Source organism: Scrofimicrobium canadense (genome assembly GCF_009696615.1).
GTDB lineage: Bacteria > Actinomycetota > Actinomycetes > Actinomycetales > Actinomycetaceae > Scrofimicrobium > Scrofimicrobium canadense.
In genome coordinates this window covers 47,611-69,067 of record NZ_VULO01000003.1, presented here as the reverse complement: position 1 = coordinate 69,067, position 21,457 = coordinate 47,611, and the positions used below count along the sequence as shown (strand labels likewise).

Annotated in this window: 16 protein-coding genes and 4 tRNA genes; 16 read left to right on the top strand and 4 right to left on the bottom strand. The window is 54.8% G+C overall.

Annotation, left to right across the window (positions count from 1 at the left end):
- Window positions 1–23 precede the first annotated feature (23 nt).
- Entirely contained in the window at window positions 24–2,711 is a 2,688-nt protein-coding gene (locus FYJ24_RS02930; RefSeq protein ID WP_154543450.1) for an FtsK/SpoIIIE domain-containing protein, read from the bottom strand.
- Window positions 2,712–2,819: 108 nt separating this feature from the next.
- Between FYJ24_RS02930 and ligA the strand changes: the two genes are divergently transcribed.
- The gene (gene ligA, locus FYJ24_RS02925; protein WP_154543448.1) at window positions 2,820–5,102 is read left to right on the top strand and encodes an NAD-dependent DNA ligase LigA; all 2,283 of its coding nucleotides are present in this window, start codon (window positions 2,820–2,822) and stop codon (window positions 5,100–5,102) included.
- A gap of 11 nt (window positions 5,103–5,113) precedes the next feature.
- Here ligA and FYJ24_RS02920 read toward each other — a convergent pair whose 3' ends face one another.
- Window positions 5,114–7,609, bottom strand: a complete 2,496-nt coding sequence (locus FYJ24_RS02920) for a DEAD/DEAH box helicase (protein ID WP_404814690.1) — start codon at window positions 7,607–7,609, stop codon at window positions 5,114–5,116.
- Window positions 7,610–7,706: 97 nt separating this feature from the next.
- On the opposite strand from FYJ24_RS02920, the gene FYJ24_RS02915 reads away from it, so the two are divergent.
- Window positions 7,707–8,483: a fumarylacetoacetate hydrolase family protein gene (locus tag FYJ24_RS02915; protein WP_154543446.1), complete on the top strand. Its 777-nt coding sequence runs from the start codon at window positions 7,707–7,709 to the stop codon at window positions 8,481–8,483.
- Between the two features lie 99 nt (window positions 8,484–8,582).
- On the opposite strand, the gene FYJ24_RS02910 is transcribed toward FYJ24_RS02915, so the two are convergent.
- The gene (locus tag FYJ24_RS02910) at window positions 8,583–9,722 is read right to left on the bottom strand and encodes a MalY/PatB family protein (protein ID WP_154543444.1); all 1,140 of its coding nucleotides are present in this window, start codon (window positions 9,720–9,722) and stop codon (window positions 8,583–8,585) included.
- 35 nt (window positions 9,723–9,757) lie between these two features.
- On the opposite strand from FYJ24_RS02910, the gene gltX reads away from it, so the two are divergent.
- The 5 genes from gltX (at window position 9,758) to FYJ24_RS02885 (ending at window position 12,719) form a co-directional block, all read left to right on the top strand.
- A complete protein-coding gene (gltX, locus tag FYJ24_RS02905; RefSeq protein WP_154543442.1) occupies window positions 9,758–11,263 on the top strand; it encodes a glutamate--tRNA ligase in 1,506 nt (501 codons plus the stop codon).
- A gap of 88 nt (window positions 11,264–11,351) precedes the next feature.
- Window positions 11,352–11,423: transfer RNA gene (locus tag FYJ24_RS02900), tRNA-Gln, on the top strand.
- Window positions 11,424–11,441: 18 nt separating this feature from the next.
- Window positions 11,442–11,514, top strand: a tRNA-Glu gene (locus FYJ24_RS02895).
- Between the two features lie 34 nt (window positions 11,515–11,548).
- Window positions 11,549–11,624: transfer RNA gene (locus tag FYJ24_RS02890), tRNA-Glu, on the top strand.
- A gap of 18 nt (window positions 11,625–11,642) precedes the next feature.
- Window positions 11,643–12,719, top strand: coding sequence for a glycosyltransferase family 4 protein (locus FYJ24_RS02885; RefSeq protein WP_154543440.1), 1,077 nt, complete (start codon window positions 11,643–11,645; stop codon window positions 12,717–12,719).
- Here FYJ24_RS02885 and FYJ24_RS02880 read toward each other — a convergent pair.
- Window positions 12,716–13,453, bottom strand: coding sequence for an IclR family transcriptional regulator (locus tag FYJ24_RS02880; RefSeq protein ID WP_154543438.1), 738 nt, complete (start codon window positions 13,451–13,453; stop codon window positions 12,716–12,718). The genes FYJ24_RS02885 and FYJ24_RS02880 overlap by 4 nt on opposite strands.
- A 112-nt stretch (window positions 13,454–13,565) precedes the next feature.
- Here FYJ24_RS02880 and leuC point away from each other — a divergent pair, with 112 nt between their 5' ends.
- From leuC to FYJ24_RS02835, 9 genes are all read left to right on the top strand, one after another.
- Window positions 13,566–14,972, top strand: coding sequence for a 3-isopropylmalate dehydratase large subunit (leuC, locus tag FYJ24_RS02875; protein ID WP_154543436.1), 1,407 nt, complete (start codon window positions 13,566–13,568; stop codon window positions 14,970–14,972).
- A gap of 5 nt (window positions 14,973–14,977) precedes the next feature.
- Window positions 14,978–15,580 (top strand): 3-isopropylmalate dehydratase small subunit, encoded by a 603-nt coding sequence (gene leuD / locus FYJ24_RS02870; RefSeq protein WP_154543434.1) that lies wholly within the window; start codon window positions 14,978–14,980, stop codon window positions 15,578–15,580.
- A gap of 45 nt (window positions 15,581–15,625) precedes the next feature.
- On the top strand, window positions 15,626–16,951 hold the full coding sequence (murA, locus tag FYJ24_RS02865) for a UDP-N-acetylglucosamine 1-carboxyvinyltransferase (protein ID WP_154543432.1): 1,326 nt from the start codon (window positions 15,626–15,628) through the stop codon (window positions 16,949–16,951).
- Window positions 16,952–16,953: 2 nt separating this feature from the next.
- Window positions 16,954–17,787 carry a lysophospholipid acyltransferase family protein gene (locus tag FYJ24_RS02860; protein WP_154543430.1) on the top strand — a complete coding sequence of 278 codons (834 nt, stop codon included), beginning with the start codon at window positions 16,954–16,956 and terminating at the stop codon, window positions 17,785–17,787.
- Between the two features lie 84 nt (window positions 17,788–17,871).
- On the top strand, window positions 17,872–18,894 hold the full coding sequence (locus FYJ24_RS02855; RefSeq protein ID WP_154543428.1) for an NAD(P)H-dependent glycerol-3-phosphate dehydrogenase: 1,023 nt from the start codon (window positions 17,872–17,874) through the stop codon (window positions 18,892–18,894).
- A gap of 9 nt (window positions 18,895–18,903) precedes the next feature.
- A complete protein-coding gene (locus FYJ24_RS02850) occupies window positions 18,904–19,992 on the top strand; it encodes a D-alanine--D-alanine ligase family protein (RefSeq protein WP_154543426.1) in 1,089 nt (362 codons plus the stop codon).
- Between the two features lie 29 nt (window positions 19,993–20,021).
- Window positions 20,022–20,936 carry an ATP-grasp domain-containing protein gene (locus tag FYJ24_RS02845; protein WP_154543424.1) on the top strand — a complete coding sequence of 305 codons (915 nt, stop codon included), beginning with the start codon at window positions 20,022–20,024 and terminating at the stop codon, window positions 20,934–20,936.
- Entirely contained in the window at window positions 20,933–21,277 is a 345-nt protein-coding gene (locus tag FYJ24_RS02840) for a metallopeptidase family protein (RefSeq protein WP_318656478.1), read from the top strand. The genes FYJ24_RS02845 and FYJ24_RS02840 overlap by 4 nt, the downstream gene beginning before the upstream one ends.
- 56 nt (window positions 21,278–21,333) lie before the next feature.
- Window positions 21,334–21,409 (top strand) — tRNA-His (locus FYJ24_RS02835).
- Window positions 21,410–21,457: the final 48 nt, after the last annotated feature.

The window sequence follows — 21,457 nt, the reverse complement described above, 5'->3', positions numbered from 1 at the left end:
TGTGAAGCACGAAGCCGCCTCGATCAAGAGTTTTGTGAGCGAACCCGCATATGACTGCTGTGGTGAGTATCACAGTGACGATGAGTTGCCCATGTGACTGCGTCTTTCACTGCCATCACGCCCGTGTCTTCAAGGTATGGGTAACTGGCTCGTAACCACAAGGAATCCGCTGGATAGCGCTGAGCTAGATGGCGAACCACATCAAGAGAGGGCTGGGAAAAATATACCGATGTATGTCCAGCTGTCAGTGCTTGGAAAAACTGATGAGGCAGATAGTGTGTGCATTCCCAAGTATCCGCAAGGCCACTGTTGCCCACTACCGCATCGGCGTGGTCAATGACGACGGGATGGGGTAGATCTAAGGGATTTGCTACCGGTTTCATGAGATCGTCGCCTAGCTGGACCATCGTGAGTGGAAGGCTGTCTACATAGTTCATGGCAAGAAAACGCCCCGCAAGGGAAGAAATTGCCTCTTCACGAACCAGCTCACAGTCGGGACTGGCATCACGGAAAGTTGGCAGTGATGGCACAATCCGGGCCATCAATGGATCCTGCCAAGCGCTAAGAGAGGGAATTTGCAGCAGTCGTGTGGCAATCCGCCCAGAGGTTGGATGCCCCTCACTGTCAGTGACAATAATGTGGTTGCCGCGCTCACCAGCAGAACTCAGAATCTGCGCCCACATGCGTCCTGCCTCCAACGTCGCACCCTGTGATTCTAACTCTCGCAGGATGGGACCTACTTCTTCGAAGACCATGACCCTGTTGCCCTTCAGTGACTCGCACAGGATGTGCCCTAGCAGAGCTGGCCCCAAGGCAGCGTTGGCTATCACCAACGGAAGATTGACGTAATCGGCGACGGCAGCACCAATTCCGCGAGCCCACAGCCCCAATTCGGCGCTGCGTCCTGCAGGTGCGGCTATAAGAAGCGGTGTACGAGGCGGCGGAAGGGTGCATCCGAGCGCGCTTACTCCAAATGTTGCCCGCGTAGATTGTGGAAGGAGCGGAGGAAATGGACTAGCAGGAGTGGGAACACGGGGAAAACATGGGATTGGGCCGTAAGCGAATTGAACCAGCGTAGAGCCAATGAGTCCGCGCCCTGGAACGCGTGGAAGAGCGGCAGCCGCAGCATTGCCTAATACCGCTTGGGAATCAGCATCCTCGGTGCATCGCAAGGCAACACGAATATCTAAGTTTGCCTTCAAAGTGGCTGTAACCACGGGGCCCGGATGCTGCGTGGACACAATCAGGTGAATACCCAGTGAACGCCCCTGGGCAGCTAAACGTCCCAGGGCTGGGAGAAATTCCGGATGGTCTTCACCCAGAGCCTGAAATTCGTCAATCACAACCACAATGCGAGGCGGAGCGTCAAGGCGTGAGCATTCCCACTGGTAAATATCAGTAAACCCGGCGTTGTGTAGGTGCTCTTTTCGGTCTGTCATGACCCTTCCTAAGCGGCGCAAAAGCCACGCAGTCATGGGTGCCTCCAAATCCGTGTGGAATTCTACGACGTGAGGAAGCCGCTGCAGAGGCCCCAGGCCAGCCCCACCTTTGTAATCGATAAGGACCAGCTGAAGATCGCTGGGACTGTTGTGCAGTGCCAGCGAACAAATCCAGGTCCGCAACGCTTCTGACTTTCCGCTGCCGGTAGAGCCAGCGACAAGCCCATGAGGCCCATCACCGGGCAAGTCGATGGTGACAGTTCCACGCTCATGCGCTCCCACAGGAACCTCCAGGATGCGTTTTCTTGTCTGCCATCGCGCCGCAGTTGCGGGGATGGAACAATCGATGCCCAGCTGATCCCATGTCACAAGAGAAGGAATCTCTTCACTTTTATCGCTAATATGCATCCACCCTGAGGCCGCGATAGGGCGAGAGTTAACAATCTGTAAGCACTCTTGTGGCACCCGCTCAGCAGTGTGTCCCCAAGCAACCACATACGTGCCTTCTGGAGCGTCTGCGGCTGTTTCGTTGCCACATAACCACACCGAAGGGTCAGCGGCGGGACACTGAGAACCGGACAAAGGAAGCCCACTGGCAATAGAAAGCTGCGCTGCAATCCACCGAGCATGGACCTCGGCATCAGGGCCAACACAGGCAATACTATGGCGCGCGGACACTTCGACAGAACGTCCCCCCACCGCATAGAGCCACACGCGCACAGGAGTAGTCACGCGCGGGTGGTTTTGTCGGGTATGGACTGCCAGCGACAGCAAGGCTGGGTCATAGCGGCTGCGACGCACCAAATATCGGGTCAACCACAGTGACAGTGCCACCATGACAACCGATACCAGTGCCGCCACAAGATAGTGCAGACGTACGGGCATCCAGCGTGAGAGAGCAAAAACGATAAAAATGAGTGGTGATAGCCGCATCCACTTCATGGGAGTACGTGATGGCGACGGAAGAGGCCAGCGCAGATCCGTGGGCCGATGACGCAACTCCCAAATATCGCTTCCTACCTGTAGGCGATTGCCTGGCCGAAGAGTCACCGTTTTTTCGGTGCGCATATCCAGTACACGAACCCGAGGGTTTCCGCGGTGTCTACTAGGAGAAACGCGCGCAGCATATCTGGGCGTGGAGGGGTCTGCCAAAGCAATAGAACCCCGGCGTCCGATAATTACTTGAGTACGTAGAGCAATGACAATGCCGCGATCTGGTCCCCGCACGCATGCGAGGTGGAGTGCGGCAGATAGGGCATCGCGGTGGGGCATACTCAGATTCTGACAGTCCCAGAATCCTAAGACACATCACAATTTCAATACCTGTGGATAAGCGCAGTATGAGCGGCTGTGGAGAGCTGGCACTGGCACAATAGGTGCATGGACGCATCACAGATTCTCTCCCTTGCCGATGCTGCAGTGCGCTGGCGTGAACTGACAGACCTCATCGAGGCGGCGCGCCACGACTACTATGACCGCGACCAGCCACGCATGGCTGATGCTGAATATGACGCTTACTATCGCGAATTACAAGAGTTGGAAGCAGCCTTTCCTCAGCTCGCATCGCAAGACTCACCTACGGCAACCGTAGGAGGACAAGCCAGCGCCGTATTCACTCCGGTACCGCACAGGCAACAAATGATGAGCTTGGACGACGTCTTCTCAATGGATGAGGTCGAGCAGTGGTATCGGCGAATGCATGATGCCTTCCCCGGGGAAGACCTTGACTTTACGGCAGAGGTCAAAGTCGACGGACTGGCAGTAAACCTTACCTATGACCATGGAGTATTAGTTCAGGCATCGACCCGCGGTGACGGTTTTGTTGGCGAAGACGTGACCGCAAACGTCCTCACAATCGCATCGATTCCAACGCGTCTGCAAGGAACTGGCCATCCGGCAGTGCTCAACGTGCGCGGAGAAGTGTTCTTCATGCTCAGCGATTTCGCCACAGTCAATCGAGAAAGAGAAGACAACGACGAACGCCCATTCGTCAATCCTCGTAATGCTGCGGCTGGTTCGTTACGTCAAAAAGACCCCGCAATTACGGCCAGCCGTCCACTTTCCATGGTTGCTCACGGTGTCGGATACGTCGAAGGTGAGGACCTTCCTCAGACCCAAATGGGATGGTATCTAGCTCTCAAAGAGTGGGGAATACCAGTATCCCAGCACACCATACTGGTGCGGTCCTTCACAGAGATAGCGGACCTCATTCGCAAAAAGGGTGATGAACGCCCCACCATGGACCACGAAATTGACGGCATTGTCCTCAAAATCAACGACCTAGACAAGCAGCGTCAACTCGGAGCAACCTCGCGTACACCTCGCTGGGCTGTCGCATACAAGTATCCACCTGTCGAAGCCTTCACTCGCCTCCTCGATATTCAAGTCCAGGTGGGGCGTACCGGAAGAGTTACTCCCTTTGCTGTTTTTGAACGGGTTTTGGTGGCAGGCTCGCACCTCCAGCATGCGACGCTACACAATGCCAAAGAAGTACGTCGCAAAGGCGTATTGATCGGCGACAAAATCATTGTGCGCAAAGCTGGCGATGTGATTCCTGAAGTTGTTGGGCCAGTCATCGAAGACCGCGACGGAACGGAACGCGAATTTGTGATGCCTGAACTGTGTCCTTCGTGTGGGGCGCGCTTGCGGCCAGCTAAAGAAGGTGACGTGGACCTGCGGTGTCCAAACGCCGCTCACTGTCCAGCGCAACTCACAGAGCGTATTGCACACCTCGGTTCGCGAGGGGCACTCGATATTGAGGGCCTGGGAATTGAGGCTGCGTATGCGCTCACGCAGCCTGAAGCTGGACGTGAAGATGCCGTTGCCGCGCTGGCGGAGGGGCACTCGGTGACCTTGGCAGATGGTAGGACCGTCCGCCTCGACAATCCGGAAGAAATACCTCATGGTGAGCGGTTTGCCAGGGCAGAAGAACTTCTTGATGCGCCGCAGACACCAGTGCTTAACTCCGAAAAGGACCTTTTTACTCTCACAGCCGAGGATCTGTCTCAGGTAAGCGTGTGGCGTCCAGTGACGAGAGGAGGAACCCACACAGGAGCGTGGGAAAAAGTCCGTTATTTCTGGTCGAAAAGTGGTCGACCCTCCAAGACGACAGAACTTATGCTGGGTCAGCTTGACACCGCAAAAACACAAGAACTGTGGCGGCTGATGGTGGCACTGTCGATACGACACGTGGGTCCCACAGCTGCACGCGCATTGGCGGCACGGTTCAAGTCGATCGACGCGATTGCACAGGCACCACTAGAAGAACTCACTGCCGTCGACGGAGTAGGTGCGGTGATCGCAGAGTCGATCAAAGAATGGTTCCAGGTTGAGTGGCATCGCGACATCATCGAGGGGTGGAGAGGTGCTGGAGTAGTATTCCAAATCCTTAATGAAGACGAAACACCCCAAACCCTGGAGGGGATGACCGTCGTTGTTTCGGGCTCCATGCCCGGCTATGACCGAGAGAGCGCCAAAGCGGCGATCATTGCACGCGGTGGTAAAGCCTCAGGCTCGGTGTCAAAAAAGACCTCAGTTTTAGTGGCAGGCCCCGGTGCGGGGACAAAACTGGCTAAAGCGGAATCGTTGGGTGTGCCGGTCCTCACGGAACAGGACTTTGATCGTCTCCTCGAGCTAGGTCCTGCGGCGCTGCCGCAGAGCTGAAAACAGCGTCTCTAGCGGGGTGCGAAATCTATGATCTGGGTTTCGTCGCCATCAAAGTCCACGATGAGACGCCAGTCTCCATCTCCTGCCGGGTCAAGAATCGTCTGTTCGACTCGGGTTCCGTCAACATGAAATAGCTCAGGGGACCTCGCCTCTTGGTCGATGCTAATCCAATCGTGTTCTGCCCAATAGCGTGCCAGCGCCTTATCCCAGCGGTCAAAATCCCATGCGGGATCAAGACGGCTCAACGCATCAACATTGTCATTAGCCAGCAACTCGACGATCGTGAAGGCTCTTTGACGCAGTGCGCGGCGCTCCGCGTAAGGGTTAGAGCCCTCACCAAAAACCACCTCATCGTCACCGCCTGGCTCAACGATGGCTTCTGGTGTCTTTCCTGCAGCCAAGGACTCCCACTCGTCCAAAAGTGACGAATCGACACTGCGAACCAATTGGCCCAGCCAGTCAATGATGCGCTGTACCTCGTCGGTGTGGAACTGGGCTTGGAGAATTTGGCCCATCGCACGGTACACGTCGGTGAGGTAGCGCAAGAAAATTCCTTCGGAATTCGTGCAATCATAGCGCGAAATATAGCCGGAAAATGTGGCAGCAGTTTCGATCATTTCCCTGACTACTGACTTGGGTGACGGCTCCAAATATCCCACCCAAGGGTTGGTTGCGGCGAAAACTTCAAAAGCCGGTTCAATGATTTCCGCCAGGGGCTTTGGCCATGTCACCTCTTGAATGGCATCCATCCGATCAGCATATTCGCGTCCCTCAGCTTTCATAGCAGCCATTGCTTGGTCACGCGCGACCCTTTGCTGAGCATAGAGAATGGGGGAGGGATCTTCGACAATTGCTTCGACAACAGAGAGAACGTCGAGAGCGAAATCTTCACTGCTGGGGTCAAGAAGGTCGAGTGCGGCCAAAGCAAAAGGAGCTAAAGGCTGGTTGAGAGCAAATTCGTCCGGCAAATCTCCACTCACTCTCAGCTTTGGATCGCGGCTGACGATTCCGGCCTGCTTGAGGGAACGATAAATGTCGCCCAGTTGACGCAAATAGGGATTGGAATCGCCGGTGGACGAATGGTTGTCGCGGGCGAGGCGCAGAAGTTCTTCCTCGACATCACCCGGACCAGACAATACGTTGAGGACCAAGGCATGATTGATATCAAACTGTGACGAAAGCGTTTCTGGGTGAGCCCCAGCAAGTCGTTCGAAAGTCCCGGCTGTCCACGTAACCTTTCCCTTTTGGGCTTTTGGAGCCCGTGATTTAGCCAGTTTCTTGAGTTTCTTTTGGTCGCGGGCTTCTTGAGCTGCACTCAGGCGAGCTTGCCGCTTAGCCTGCTCTACCTCGGACTCAGAAGCTAACGCCCTCACGTAACCCACAGTGTCGTAGCCTGCCCGGCCAGCGCGGCCCGCAATCTGGTGAAACTCCCTGGCACTCAAGTGACGTGTGCGGCGCCCGTCATATTTGACGAGGGCTGTGAAGAGCACCGTGCGGATAGGGACGTTGATTCCCACACCTAGGGTGTCGGTTCCGCAAATGACGGCAAGCAGTCCAGACTGCGCCAGGCGCTCCACCAGTCGGCGGTACCGTGGCAACATTCCTGCGTGGTGGATGCCAATGCCCTGAGCCAAGAGGCGACGCAATACTTGTCCGAAACCTCGTCCAAAATGGGTGCCCGCAAGGTGAACGGCAATCGTTTCCTTTTTTGCCTTGTCGATCATAGTAAGTTTGGACAAGGTGACAGCTGTTTCGACAGCTTGTGCTTGCGCGAAATGCACGATGTAAATGGGAGCCTTGTCTTCTTTCAGCAGGCGCTCAACCACTGTTGGAAGGTCATCAACACAGTATTCAAACTCCAGGGGGACTGGGCGGACTGCGTCTGCTATCTCACTAACTGCGCGTCCCGTCCGCTTTTCGAGGTCGGCCCTCAAGGCAGTGGTATCTCCCAGTGTCGCTGACAGAGCAACAAACTGAGGTTTTCTCAGTTGCAACAGTGGAACCTGCCAGGCCCAGCCTCTTTGAGGGTCACCATAGAAGTGAAACTCATCCATGATCACCATGTCAGCATCGAGTTGTGCGCCCTCGCGCAAAGACTGGTTTGCCAGGATTTCAGCTGTGCAACAGATGATGGGAGCATCAGCATTCAAAGATACGTCCCCGGTCACCATTCCCACATTGGAGGCACCGAACTGATCGACGAGGTCGAAGAATTTTTCAGACACGAGAGCTTTGAGTGGAGCTGTGTAATAGGAACGTCCCCCGCGTGCCAAAGAAATAAAGTGTCCTGCCAGGGCAATGAGAGATTTGCCGGAACCCGTGGGAGTCTGTGCAATCACATGGTTGCCCGCTAACAGCTCCAAAAGGGCTTCTTCCTGATGAGGGTAGAGCGGACGCCCTGATTGACTAGCCCACTGAGAGAAGGCGTCTAGCAGGTCATCCTCAGATAGGTGGCCTTCATCCTCCAGCTGATCCAAAATCTCATTCAGTGTCCTCACCTGCACCACAATACCCGGGCTGTTGTTAGTTATTTCCCGGGGAGGTGATTGAATGGGCTGACTTGACCGGGGCGAAACACCCTATACGCGGTATTCTGGTCCTATGCGGATTGTACGATTTTCAAGTGGGGGCGACCCAAAATACGGCATTGTCAAAGACGATTCTACGCGTATCTTTGTTTTGCGCGGTGATCCAATCTTCTCAGAGGTAAAACTCAGTGGAGAAGTGTTTGAACTCGATGAGGTTCGACTGCTTTCTCCGGTTATTCCCCGATCCAAGGTGGTCTGTGTGGGCAAGAACTATCGGGATCATGCGGCGGAGATGGACAGTGAGGTTCCCTCGGAGCCGCTGTTATTCATCAAGCCGAACACTTCGGTTATCGGCCCCGACGATCCTATTGTGTTGCCGAACTGGTCCCATCACGTGGATCATGAAGCCGAGCTGGCAGTGGTGATCAAAACCTTAGCTAAGAACGTGGCTGTTGAAGACGTGGACGATGTCATTTTTGGGTACACAGTTGCCAATGATGTGACGGCGCGTGACATTCAGAAAAAAGACGGCCAATGGACGCGGGCTAAAGGGTTTGATACGTCGTGCCCACTGGGCCCCTGGATTGTTGTTGATCCCGAGCTGAATATTGACGACCTGCGCGTGACAGCTAGTGTTGACGGTGATCTGCGCCAGAGCGAAAGCACGTCGAAGATGATCTTCCCGGTTCGCGAACTGGTTTCTTTCATCTCACATGTCTTTACGCTGCTACCTGGTGACGTAATTCTTACGGGAACTCCTGCAGGCGTTGGCCCCATCCAGCCAGGGGACCGCGTGGATGTTGCAGTTTCAGGCATTGGAACATTGTCGAACCCGGTAGTGCGACGCTGAAAACCACCACCTTTTCGCATCCCGGCAAGTAAAACGGTGTCCCGGTGGCATATTTCTCACTGCCACCGGAATTAGGACACTGTGATAGGACAGGTAGTGCTAGGGGCGTAGGGCTGCGACAGCCAGCTCCAAAGTTTCCTCCCATAGGGGCCGGGGCATTGCCGCATTCACACGCGCCCAATTGCCATAGTTGGCACCCAAAGTGATACCAGCGTTCACTCCCACGCCAGCTTTCCTCAACGTTGCAGCAGGATCCGGCCGGTCCCAACCCCACCACGTGAGGTAAGTGGCTTCCGGGCGGCTGTATTCAATAGTCGTGCCAGCAAGCGCCTCGTCCGCAAGATCAAGATTTTTCGATATGTAGGCCAAAACTTCATCCAACCATGCGTCGTCCAGCGTGTAGGCGGTGGCCGCCCCCAACAGACCAAAGGTAGTAGCGCCGTGGGTGAAGGGCGCTGCCTGCCGGTCCCAACGATCTCGAAGCTGATTGTCAGGAAGAATCACCTGGGCTGCGGGAAGGCCCGCGATATTCCAGCCCTTCGACGCAGCAACTGCGGTCACAGTATGTGCCGCATAGGTGGGACCAAGAGAGGCGTAGGACACGAATTTAGACGCATCCCCATAGACCAGAGGGGAGTGGATTTCGTCAGCAAACACTAGAGCGTCATATCCAGAAACTAGGTCGTGGAGTTCTTTCAACTCCGCTACCGTGAGTACGCGGCCGGTTGGATTCCACGGATTACACAGCATCACTAAGCCGGCGCCGTCCTCCAGTGCAGCGCGAATGCCCTGCAAGTCCAGTTTCCAGCCGGGAAGCGAGGGAACCTGAACAGCTTTTCGCCCCAGTTTTTCGGGGATGGTCAAGAATGGCATATATGCAGGGGTAGGGACTACCACGGACGAACCAGGCCGTGTCAACTGGGTGATAGTGGCTTCCAGGGCTCCCAAAACCGAACTGGCGATGCGAACTTGAGAAGGCTCGACTACCCACCCAAAACGACGCTCTTGAAAAGTGCAGGTCGCCTCGCGCACAGCATCAGTGAGCCAGGGCGGATTATAGCCAAGCATCCCCTCGTTGACGGCTCGCACCAGGCGGTCACGAATCTCAGGTGCGGTGCCAAAATCCATTTCAGCGACCCACGCGCCTTTTGTGGGCATACCATCGGGAGTGAGGATGCCGGTCCATTTCAAAGAGCCAGTATCACGCAGGGCAAGTTCATTGGGGAGCAGCAGAGACATAGACCTTCACTTTCAGCGACTAGACTGATTCCATTATGGCTCTAAATGAATCAGTTCGAGTTCGCTTCTGTCCGTCACCTACTGGGACCCCGCACGTGGGAATGGTCCGTACCTGCCTTTTCAACTGGGCATATGCGCGTCACACCGGGGGAACTTTTGTTTTCCGTATTGAAGACACTGACGCTCAGCGAGACTCGCAAGAAAGTTTTGATCAGATTATTGAATCCCTGCAGTGGTTGGGCCTTGACTGGGATGAAGGTATCGGCGTAGGCGGTCCCCACGGCCCCTACCGGCAGTCGGAGAGAATGGACATCTACAAAGATGTCATCCCGAAACTGCTTGAAGGCGGCTACGCATACGAAAGCTACTCGACGCCCGAAGAGGTCGAAGCCCGCCACATTGCTGCGGGTCGTAGTCCCAAACTCGGATATGACGGATTCGACCGGAACCTCACACAAGACCAGATTGACGCCTTCCGAGCCGAAGGGCGAGAGCCGGTTATTCGCATGCGGATGCCTGACGAAGACGTCTCCTTCACCGATCTCATTCGTGGTGAGGTAACGTTCAAAGCTGGGTCTATCCCTGACTATGTCATCGTCCGCGCCAACGGCGATCCTCTCTACACACTGGTGAACCCAGTCGATGATGCCATGATGAAAATCACACACGTTCTTCGTGGTGAAGACTTGCTGTCTTCCACACCCCGCCAGGTTGTTCTCTATCGGGCTTTGGTGGAACTTGGTATCGCAGATGCCATCCCGCAATTTGGTCATCTTCCCTACGTGATGGGTGAGGGAAATAAGAAACTCTCGAAACGTGACCCAGAATCAAACCTGTTGCTGCACCGCAAAAACGGGATGATTCCGGAGGGGCTTCTCAACTACCTGGCCCTATTAGGATGGTCCATTTCTCCAGATGAAGACATCTTCACCATGGAAGAAATGGTCAAAGCCTTCGACATCAGTGATGTGAACCCCAATCCTGCACGTTTCGACCAAAAGAAATGCACGGCAATCAACGCTGACCATATTCGTATGCTCACTGGCGAGGACTTCCGAGGACGTATCGTGCCCTTCCTCCATGAAGCAGACCTGGTCTCAGCACCCGACTTTGATAGCCTCCTGCCACGAGAAAAAGAGATTCTCACTGCGGCGGCCCCACTGATTCAAACCCGCATTCAGACGCTTGCGGAAAGCGTGGGGATGTTGGGATTCTTCTTCATCCTTGATGACCAAGTCACCATTGAGCCTGACGCGAAGAAGACGCTCAAAGCAGGTGCAGATGAGGTTCTTGCCAAAGCAATTGAAGTGCTGCAGCCACTGGAAGACTTCAGTGCTGAGAATCTTAATGAAGTATTTCGCGAGGCGATCGTGGAGAAGATGGGTGTCAAGCCCCGCCTAGCCTTTGGACCGCTGCGGGTCGCATTATCGGGAAAGCGTGTGTCGCCGCCTCTATTCGAGTCGATGGAAATCCTGGGCAAGGCAGCAACACTCACACGGCTGCGGCAACTTAGTGACCAGGTTGGCACGGCTCAGATTTGAGCCAGGCACTCCTCTCAAGTAGTATTTCTCTTCGTCAGCTTGCTTGACCGTCACGGAAGTGATGGGCATGCGGGAGGGCGAAACACCTTGGGATATGGTGTAATTGGCAGCACGAGTGATTCTGGTTCATTTAGTCTAGGTTCGAGTCCTAGTATCCCAGCGGTTGCACCGCAATCAGGCCCCCATCGTCTAGCGGCCTAGGACACCGCCCTCTCACGGCGGCGACACGGGTTCAAATCCCGTTGGGGGTACGAAACAGAATCTGAAACGATCAGAATCTGTAGGGCCCCCATCGTCTAGCGGCCCAGGACACCGCCCTCTCACGGCGGCGACACGGGTTCAAATCCCGTTGGGGGTACCACGACCTGCGGAGGTGCCGGTGCGAATTATTCATGTTTCGGACTGTTTTGCTCCCAGTATGGGAGGCATTGAAACCCAGGTCTCGCATCTTGCGGAACGCCAGCACATGGCAGGCGATGGCGTCACAGTTCTCACCTGTAGTCCAGATGTTGATAACAGTGATGGACAACGGCCTTATCGAGTTATTCGCTCAGTGTGGCCTAATCCAGTAGGTGCGCCCGTTGATCCCAGGGCACCACGACGCTTCCTGGCGATGATTGAGAAACTTCAACCCGATGTTGTCCATCTTCATCAAGGGGAACTCACCCCCGTGGTCCAGGCACTCATGCCGCGACTAGCCCAGAAGAATATTCCCTCTGTGGTAACCGTCCATTCAGTGTGGAATCCAACAACAGGTATTCCCCTTATGAAACTCTTTGCTTCTGCAGGCAAACTACCTGGTCCAATTCTTTTTGCTGGGGTTTCGAATTTGGTGAGGGGACGCGTTGCTCAGGTCATGGGGGAGGATAACGTCCAAGTGTTGCCCAACGGTGTGGACACAGGCCAATGGGCGGTAGAACCGGTGTCCCATGAAGGACTCCACGTGGCGGTTGCTACCCGGTTTGCGCCTCGTAAAAGGGTTCCGGCCCTTTTACGTATGCTGCAGCACGCAGGCTCCCAAGCGGTGATCGCAGGGGAAGGCCCTGGTCTGCCGTGGGCGCGACGTTATGTTGCTAAGCATCGTCTCCCTATCTCCTTGCCTGGAAGGCTCTCAGCGGACCAGCTACGCGCTCTCTACGCTGAATCAGATGTTTTTATTGCGCCCGGACATGCCGAGGCAGCATCCATCGCGGCCGCTGAGGCGCAGGCAGCAGGTCTGGCGATCCTTTCTCGGTCCCAGTCGGGTCTGGGTGAGAGGATCAGTTCTCAGGAGGGAGCCGTTGCTGCGACCGATGCTGAAATGGCAGAGATCCTTCGACAGTGGACCGAAAAACCCGAACTGGTTGTTCCCATTAAGAAATACAATCGTGAGCACAGGCTAGCCCTAGACTGGCAAGAAGTCCTACCTCAGACATATGAGTGCTACCGACGTGCTCAGCAGCGATTTTTGGCCTAAAGGCCCATTTTTTCTGCGGTGCGTAGGAAGTCGGTGAGACGGCTAGCAGCTGCGACAACAGCTGGCCCGTGAACTCTTCCGGGTTGACGTCCCATGCGGTCTACGGGACCTGAAATTGACAGTGCGGCGATAACCCGCCCGTCTGAGCCCCGTACGGGAGCCGATACTGAGGCCACTCCGGCTTCGCGTTCACTCACTGATTGCGCCCATCCACGCCTGCGGACCTGGGAGAGCATCGTTGCCGTGAAAGAGGCCCCTTGCAGACCGCGGTGCAGTCTTTCGGGCTCTTCCCATGCCAGCAGTATCTGCGCTGCCGATCCTGCTTTCATTGATAGTGCTGCGCCTACGGGGATGGAATCCCGTAGGCCTACCTGCCGCTCGGCGGAGGCAACACAGACGCGATGTTCACCTTGGCGGCGGAATAGCTGTGAGGACTCCTTAGTGTGGTCTCTCAAGGCAATTAAGATAGGCATGGATGACGAAATAAGGCGATCTTCGCCCGCAGCAGAGGCTAGTTCTTGGAGGCGTGGACCTAGAACAAAACGGCCTTGCATGTCGCGGGTGACAAAACGATGATGCTCCAAAGCCACCGCCAATCGGTGTGCTGTTGGGCGTGCAAGGCCTGTTGCGGTCACCAATTGTGCAAGCATTGCCGGTCCGGCCTCAAGGGCACTCAGGACCAGCGCTGCTTTGTCGAGTACACCAACTCCACTGGAATCTGTCGCTCCGTCCATAATTGGATACTGCCATCTCAAGGCCTGAGATTCCAAATCGAGAGATCGTCGATTGGCCGATTGTTGGGGATAGACTGCCAAGACTAAAAACGAAATTGTGAGGTGAGCGTGCATGGGTAAGACCATGGCTGAGAAGGTTTGGGAAGAACATATCGTCAAACGTGGCGAGGATGGTGCACCGGACCTTCTCTACATTGACCTGCATTTTGTGCATGAGGTGACCAGCCCGCAGGCCTTCGAGGGGCTGCGACTGAATGGGCGCCAGGTACGCCGGACAGACCAGACAATCGGCACTGAGGACCACAACACCCCGACAAAAGATATTCATCTTCCTATTGCGGACCTCACATCGCGACTGCAGATCGATACGCTGCGAAACAATGCGAAAGAGTTTGGTGTGCGCCTGCATTCATTGGGGGATGTTGACCAGGGCATCGTGCACGTGGTCGGGCCACAATTGGGTTTGACTCAACCGGGAGCCACAATTGTATGTGGCGATTCTCACACATCTACACATGGTGCGTTTGGTGCGTTGGCTTTTGGAATCGGCACTTCTGAGGTTGAGCACGTTCTAGCAACGCAGACGTTGCCCCTGCAACCATTCAAAACTATGGCGATCACCGTCAACGGGAAACTTAAGCCAGGTGTGACGTCAAAAGACATCATCCTGGCTGTCATCGCCAAGATCGGCACTGGCGGCGGACAAGGCTACGTTTTGGAGTACCGCGGTGAAGCCATTCGGAGTCTTTCTATGGAAGCCCGCATGACCATATGCAACATGTCCATAGAGGCGGGTGCTCGCGCCGGCATGATCGCCCCCGATGAAACGACTTTCGAATACCTCAAAGGACGCCCTCACGCACCTGAGGGAGAGCTGTGGGATGAAGCAGTAGCCCATTGGAGGACCCTCGTCTCAGATGAAGACGCGCAGTTTGATACTGAAGTCATTCTCAATGCCGAAGATATCGAGCCATTTGTGACATGGGGGACCAACCCCGGCCAAGGAATCTCGCTGTCGCAGAATGTTCCTGATCCAGAAGATTTTGAAGACCCAATCGACAAGGCGACAGCTGAGCGTGCTCTTGCCTACATGGATCTGCAACCAGGACAGCCCCTCAAAGGACTTCCCGTGGATGTGGTGTTCTTGGGCTCATGCACCAATGGGCGCATCGAAGATCTGCGCATGGCAGCCGATGTGATTCGTGGCCGCAAGGTCGCTGACAACGTGAAAATGCTTGTAGTACCAGGATCGGCGCGCGTGCGACTACAAGCTGAAGAAGAGGGCCTGGACCAAATTTTCAAAGACGCCGGTGCCGAATGGCGCAATGCGGGATGCTCCATGTGTTTGGGGATGAATCCCGACCAACTAACGCCGGGCCAAAGAGCCGCCAGTACCTCGAACAGAAACTTCGAAGGACGGCAAGGAAAAGGTGGGCGAACCCACCTGGTCTCGCCACTCGTCGCCGCGGCAACTGCTGTTGCCGGTTCATTAGCATCACCTGCAGATTTGGAGGACTGAAGACCATGGAAAAGTTCACCACGCATACTGGAATTGGCGTCCCGTTGCGGCGCTCAAATGTGGATACCGACCAGATTATTCCCGCGGTCTACCTCAAACGCATTACCCGTTCGGGTTTTGAAGACGCACTGTTTGCTGCGTGGAGGAAAGATCCCTCGTTCATTCTCAACGATCCGGCTTACGCTGCTGGTTCAATCCTGGTTGCGGGGCCAGATTTTGGCACCGGCTCGTCGCGTGAACACGCAGTGTGGGCCCTCAAAGACTATGGATTCAAAGTCGTTCTTTCCACAAAATTTGCCGACATCTTTCGCGGAAACTCCGGGAAACAGGGGCTGGTCACTGGGGTCATCTCTCCCGAGGACTGCGAATCCATATGGAAGATTCTGGAATCTGAACCCGGAGCTGAACTCACAGTTTCGCTGGTAGATAGAACTGTCACTGCCGGGGGTGCCACTTTCACCTTCGATATTGACGATTACACCCGCTGGCGGCTCATGGAAGGGCTCGACGATATCGGTCTGACCTTGAGAGATGAAGAAGCCATTACTGCTTTCGAGGCGACACGACCCGCGTGGAAGCCGAAGACCCTTCCGATCAAGACTGCTTGAGTCACCCGCTAGAGTAGTACTCAGTACTAGCAGAGCAGGAGGGCCATGAGCTCAGTATTGCGGGTCGAGGGCGGTAAGCCACTACACGGCACTATTTCGGTGCGTGGAGCCAAGAATTTCGTACCAAAAGCAATGGTGGCGTCTCTTTTAGGGGAGACTCCAACTGTGTTGCGTAACGTACCGCAGATTCGCGACGTCGATGTGGTCAATGAGCTGCTCACGGCTCACGGCGTCAAAGTGTCATATGACCAGGGCGCGGGGATTCTAGAGCTTGACCCCAGCAGTGTTGAACTTGCAGCTCGCTCTGACATTGATGCACTGTCGGGTTCTTCACGGATTCCGATTCTCTTTTGCGGGCCGCTCTTACATCGTCTGGGTGAGGCTTTCATTCCTGAGCTGGGTGGTTGCAACCTGGGTGGCCGTCCCATTGACTACCATTTGGAGACGCTGCGCCGCTTCGGCGCCAGTGTCGACAAACGTCCTGAAGGCGTCTACATTACGGCCCCCAGGGGCCTTCACGGTACGGTCATTGAGCTGCCTTATCCGTCTGTCGGAGCAACCGAACAAACACTATTGACAGCCGTTCAGGCTGAGGGGATTACCACCCTGGAAGGTGCTGCCGTAGAACCAGAAATCATGGATCTCATCAATGTTCTCCAAAAGATGGGTGCTGTGATTTCGGTAGATATCGACCGCACCATCCGCATTGAGGGAGTGGAAAAGCTCAAAGGTGTCGTCCATACGGCTCTTCCAGATCGTATCGAAGCAGCCTCGTGGGGTGCCGCTGCGCTTGCCACACACGGAGATCTTTTTGTTCAAGGTGCAGAGCAACCCGATATGACCACCTTCCTCAACACTTTCAGAAAAGTGGGGGGAGAATTTGAAGTCAAGGATGACGGAATCCGTTTCTATCATCCCGGTGGAAAGCTCAAACCCATAGTTCTTGAAACGAACGTGCACCCAGGCTTTATGACCGATTGGCAACAGCCTTTGGTTGTGGCTCTCACGCAGGCAGAAGGGCTGTCCCTAGTCCACGAAACGGTCTATGAAAACCGTTTTGGCTTTGTCAATGCATTGCGGAAAATGGGTGCAAATATCCAACTGTATAAAGAATGCGTTGGGGGAGTCCCCTGTCGTTTCGGTCAACGTAACTTCTTACACTCGGCGGTCATCCAAGGCCCCACGCCGCTTCATGCGGCCGATATTACTGTCCCTGACCTGCGGGGAGGTTTTTCGCACCTGATTGCTGCATTGGCTGCGGAGGGCGTTTCGCACGTTGCAGGTATCGACATGATTTCCCGCGGGTACGAGCACTTTCTTTCGAAACTTCGCAGGCTCAATGCCTCCGTCGAATATGTAGGACAAGACTGACGATGGCGCGAACATACCATTCAGGACACCGAGTAACAGGCATCTATCGGGGCTTGGAAATTTTCCTGGCTCCGGTCCTTAAACTTCTCTTGCGGCGGCACTGGGATGGTATTGAGAATCTGCCTCGCGAGGGTGGTTTCATTCTCTCTCCCAATCATCTCTCCAATTTCGATCCGGTCGCCATGGGGTATTTCATGGTGATGCAGGGATATGAAATGCGTTACTTGGCGAAATCTGGAATATTCACTGTTCCCGTTGTCGGTCCCATTATGCGCAAGTGGGGAATGGTTCCTGTTCAGCGAGGTACTTCAGACGCCACGGAGGCGCTGAGTGCGGCTCGTGAAGCGTTGGAAGCGGGGGAGGTCATCGGCCTCTATCCGGAGGGGACGCTCACCCGGGACCCCGCCTACTGGCCGATGACGATCAAGACCGGAGCAGCCCGGTTGGCACTGGATACGGGCATGCCGTTGATTCCTGTTGTGCAGTGGGGACCGCAGGATTTTATGGAACGCTACTCTGCGCGCATGAGAATCTTCCATAAGACAGACGTATATGTGCGGGTCCTTCCCGCACTTGACCTTTCTGGTTTTGCAGGAAAAGATTCATCGGATCATGAGGCGGTGCACGAGGTAACACGGCGCCTCCACGAAGCTCTCACCCAGGGGCTAGCTAAGCTGCGCGATTCTGCCGCACCGGACTCTACATGGGACATGAAGAAAGATGGCCCCGCAAAAGAAACAATGAAGAGTCTTGCCAAGTGGCGTATCGCGCTGCGCAAGTCTGTGAAGAGGCAGGATATTCTTCCGCCTCCTCGATCCCCCTCGCCCATCGCGTGACAGTGTCATAATTCCCATGCCAGTGAGAAATAATGCGTCGGGACACTGTTTTATTTGCCGGGATAAGTACAAATAGGTGGAGATATGACAAGTCAGAATGTGGTTGTGCTAGGAACCGGAGCGTGGGGTACAACTTTCTCGCAGGTCCTTGCAGACGCAGGCCTATCTGTCACTATGTGGGGCAGAAATCAGGCTGTGGTTGAGTTCATCAATGAGGGAGAGAACCCCACCTACTTGCCGGGTATTGAACTCTCTGAGCAGATACGCGCCACTACGGATATAGGCGAGGCGATGGCAACGGACCCCGTCATGGTCGTCGTTGCCGTTCCTTCCTATGCCGTTGCTGAAACTGTCAGCCAAGCCAACTTGGCCAGTATCGATGCGCATATAGTCTCGCTGGTCAAAGGCATTGACTTAGAGACCTACCACACGATGGTTCATGTGATAGCCGAATCGGCTGGCATATCTGAAGATCGCATCGCGGCGCTTTCGGGTCCGAACCTCTCACGTGAAATAGCGCAGCGCCAACCCGCTGCAGCCGCAATCGCCTCGTCTAGTTTTGACACGGCAAAAAAAGTGGCACAGCTGTGCCACACACACTATTTCCGCTGTTACGTCTCAACGGATGTGATCGGCTGCGAAATTGCCGGTGTGGCAAAGAATGTCATTGCCATGGCTATTGGTGCGGCCGAAGGAATGGGCTTGGGGGCAAATACTAGGGCAACGCTGATCTCCCGCGGCCTGGCGGAAATCACCCGGCTGGGAATAGCCATGGGTGCCAAGCCTGGAACCTTCTCAGGCCTTGCCGGGGTGGGGGATCTCATAGCTACGTGTTCTTCAAAGCTTTCCCGCAACTATTCTCTTGGATTCCACCTCGGCCAAGGACGAACACTCAAAGATTCGCTCTCTAGGCTTCCTGGAGTAGCCGAGGGTGCTCGATCGGCTAAACCAATATTGCAGCTAGCAAATAGTCTCGATGTTGATATGCCAATTACGCGTGGCGTCGTCGCAGTATTGCATGAGGGGGCGACTGCGGAGCAGATGGGTGAGATGCTTCTCTCGCGACCCCAGAAGACAGATGGTTGGGAGATCGAACTGCTGGACTAGGCTATTCCCATGACACAATCGCGTCCCACAGTCATGGTTCTTTTTGGTGGCCAATCTAGCGAACACCAGATTTCTTGCGCTACAGCTGCAGGAGTTCTCAAAGCTATTAATCGACAAAAATGGGATGTTGTTCCGGTTGGAATCACACCTGAAGGCGAATGGGTGCTGATGCCTGATGACCCAAACTTATACCAATTGCAGAGCGGCCACGGATACACAGTGTCGGCGCGGGCAAGGCCGCAGGTATCTGTGCGCACCGGCCACCCAGAGATTATCGTAGGCGAGGATACTCGTCACATTGATGTTGTTTTTCCTCTTCTTCACGGGCCGTGGGGAGAGGATGGGACTCTGCAGGGGCTCTTGGAACTCTCTGCGATTCGCTATGTGGGGTGTGGGGTTGCTGCCTCGGCAGTATCTATGAACAAATACCTAACCAAGGCAGTGTTGTCACAAGCTGGTATTCCGGTGGGACGCTGGGAATACGTGACGCCGCGACAGTGGATGGATGACCCGGAGAGTACTTTAGAAAGACTCAGGGAACTGGGAACTCCAGTATTTGTTAAGCCATGTCGAGCAGGTTCATCTCAGGGCATATCCCGAGTGGAGGACCCCTTCGAACTGCCCGCTGCGATCGAGAAAGCACGATCCCATGACCCACGGGTTATTGTCGAGGCAGCCAGTCCTGGACGCGAAATTGAGTGTGGCGTATTGCAGTTAGCTGATGGGCGGGTTATCGCCTCCCCATTAGGAGAAATAAAAGTCACTGACGGCCAGTGGTATGACTATGAGACAAAGTATTTCAATCCTGATGGTGCAGATCTTCAGTGTCCTGCAGATGTTCCTGAACTTGCTGCCAAAGAGATCCAGAAGACCGCACTCAAAGCATTTGATGCTTTGGAACTCGAGGGGCTCTCACGCATCGATTTCTTCTATGAGCCGTCCACCGGTGAGTATTGTGTGAATGAAGTCAACACCTTGCCTGGCTTCACGCCATTTTCGATGTATCCAACAATGTTGCAGGCTGGGGGATATTCGTATCCTGATCTGGTTCATGCTCTACTCGATGAAGCCCTGATGAGAACTCCCGGGTTACGCTGATTCAATGTCAGGAGACTAGGGTAGAAGACATGACTAAGCCACGAGTGACCCTGGCAACTGCCGCTTCCATGCCAAACCTGTATGCCGACGAAACCGGACTATTAGATGCACTAGCTGATCGAGGTATGGACCCGCACATTGCCGTGTGGAACGACCCAGCAGTTGATTGGGACAATGCTGGTTTGGTCGTCATTCGATCAGTTGTTGACTATGCAGCAGACCGAAATGGCTTTCTAGAGTGGACACGCAGCCTACCGCGTGTACTCAATCATGCTGACGTCCTCGAATGGAATTCAGATAAACACTATTTGAATGAGCTAGCCGAACGTGGCCTCCCCACTATTCCCACCACATGGCTTTCAGCCTCCCGAGGATACAGTAAACACCAAGTGCATTCGCGTTTTCCTGCCTTTGGTGATTTCGTGGTCAAGCCAGCGGTGTCCTCTGGCGTCCGCGATATCGGTAGGTACTCCTCAACCAGCATTCTTGGTCGCCAAGCAGCAATCGCACAGGTGATGGAACTCTTGGGTGAGGGCCGCGACGTGATGATTCAACGGTACGAAGAAACTGTTGAAACCCAGGGAGAACGGTCGCTCATCTTCTTCAACGGCATCATTTCCCATGCGGTGGATAAAGGAGCGCTACTTACTCCCGCACAGGTAACCGAGGACGAAGTGCAACAGGTGCCTGTCGAGGCGCATTCGGCAACCGACCAAGAACTTCGCTGGGGAGAACAAATTAGACTGGTCCTGCATGAATATGTGCGTGAGCGTATGGGCCGCGACGAACAATTCCTTTTCAACCGGGTCGATCTTGTTCCCGATGGAAAAGGATCATTCGTTGTCATGGAAGTCGCACTGGTGGACGCAGACTTGTATTTGAATGCTGCACCGCGAGCCTTGGGTAACTTTGCCGATGCCATTTCTGTGCGAGCCTTCTGGTGATTGACGTCAGTGACGACCAGTTCGAAGCTCTGGTGGACCGTGCGTTTGAGCGCATACCCCAAGGACTTATCGACCTGGTTGACAACTGCATCGTTACCATTGAGAACGAACCTCCAGTGGGGGAGGACCTATTGGGGTTGTACGAGGGGACCGCGCTGACAGAACGCGATGACTACGCTGGGGTACTTCCTGACGTGATTACCCTCTACCAGGGGCCGCTAACCCGCCTTGCGGATTCGCTCGAAGAGTTGGAAGAAGAGGTGTTCGTCACCGTAGTTCACGAAATAGCTCATCATTTCGGGATTGACGACGAAAAACTGCATGAGCTGGACTGGGCCTAAACTTTGTTCGGCGCTGGGACACTGGTATAGTTACTACCCGTGCGCATGCGCATATGGTGGCTGTAGTTCAGCTGGTAGAGCACCTGGTTGTGGTCCAGGACGTCGCGGGTTCGAGCCCCGTCAGCCACCCCAATGTTGATGTGGGTGAGTTAATATTCTAAAGAAGTGATTCGATAGGTG

What these genes read in the sequence shown, in the direction of transcription:
- FYJ24_RS02930 (WP_154543450.1), bottom strand. Translation starts at nt 2,711, where the DNA reads ATGCCCCACCGCGATGCCCTATCTGCCGCACTCCACCTCGCATGCGTG.
- ligA (WP_154543448.1), top strand. Translation starts at nt 2,820, where the DNA reads ATGGACGCATCACAGATTCTCTCCCTTGCCGATGCTGCAGTGCGCTGG.
- FYJ24_RS02915 (WP_154543446.1), top strand. Translation starts at nt 7,707, where the DNA reads ATGCGGATTGTACGATTTTCAAGTGGGGGCGACCCAAAATACGGCATT.
- FYJ24_RS02910 (WP_154543444.1), bottom strand. Translation starts at nt 9,722, where the DNA reads ATGTCTCTGCTGCTCCCCAATGAACTTGCCCTGCGTGATACTGGCTCT.
- gltX (WP_154543442.1), top strand. Translation starts at nt 9,758, where the DNA reads ATGGCTCTAAATGAATCAGTTCGAGTTCGCTTCTGTCCGTCACCTACT.
- FYJ24_RS02880 (WP_154543438.1), bottom strand. Translation starts at nt 13,453, where the DNA reads ATGGACGGAGCGACAGATTCCAGTGGAGTTGGTGTACTCGACAAAGCA.
- leuC (WP_154543436.1), top strand. Translation starts at nt 13,566, where the DNA reads ATGGGTAAGACCATGGCTGAGAAGGTTTGGGAAGAACATATCGTCAAA.
- leuD (WP_154543434.1), top strand. Translation starts at nt 14,978, where the DNA reads ATGGAAAAGTTCACCACGCATACTGGAATTGGCGTCCCGTTGCGGCGC.
- murA (WP_154543432.1), top strand. Translation starts at nt 15,626, where the DNA reads ATGAGCTCAGTATTGCGGGTCGAGGGCGGTAAGCCACTACACGGCACT.
- FYJ24_RS02860 (WP_154543430.1), top strand. Translation starts at nt 16,954, where the DNA reads ATGGCGCGAACATACCATTCAGGACACCGAGTAACAGGCATCTATCGG.
- FYJ24_RS02855 (WP_154543428.1), top strand. Translation starts at nt 17,872, where the DNA reads ATGACAAGTCAGAATGTGGTTGTGCTAGGAACCGGAGCGTGGGGTACA.
- FYJ24_RS02850 (WP_154543426.1), top strand. Translation starts at nt 18,904, where the DNA reads ATGACACAATCGCGTCCCACAGTCATGGTTCTTTTTGGTGGCCAATCT.
- FYJ24_RS02845 (WP_154543424.1), top strand. Translation starts at nt 20,022, where the DNA reads ATGACTAAGCCACGAGTGACCCTGGCAACTGCCGCTTCCATGCCAAAC.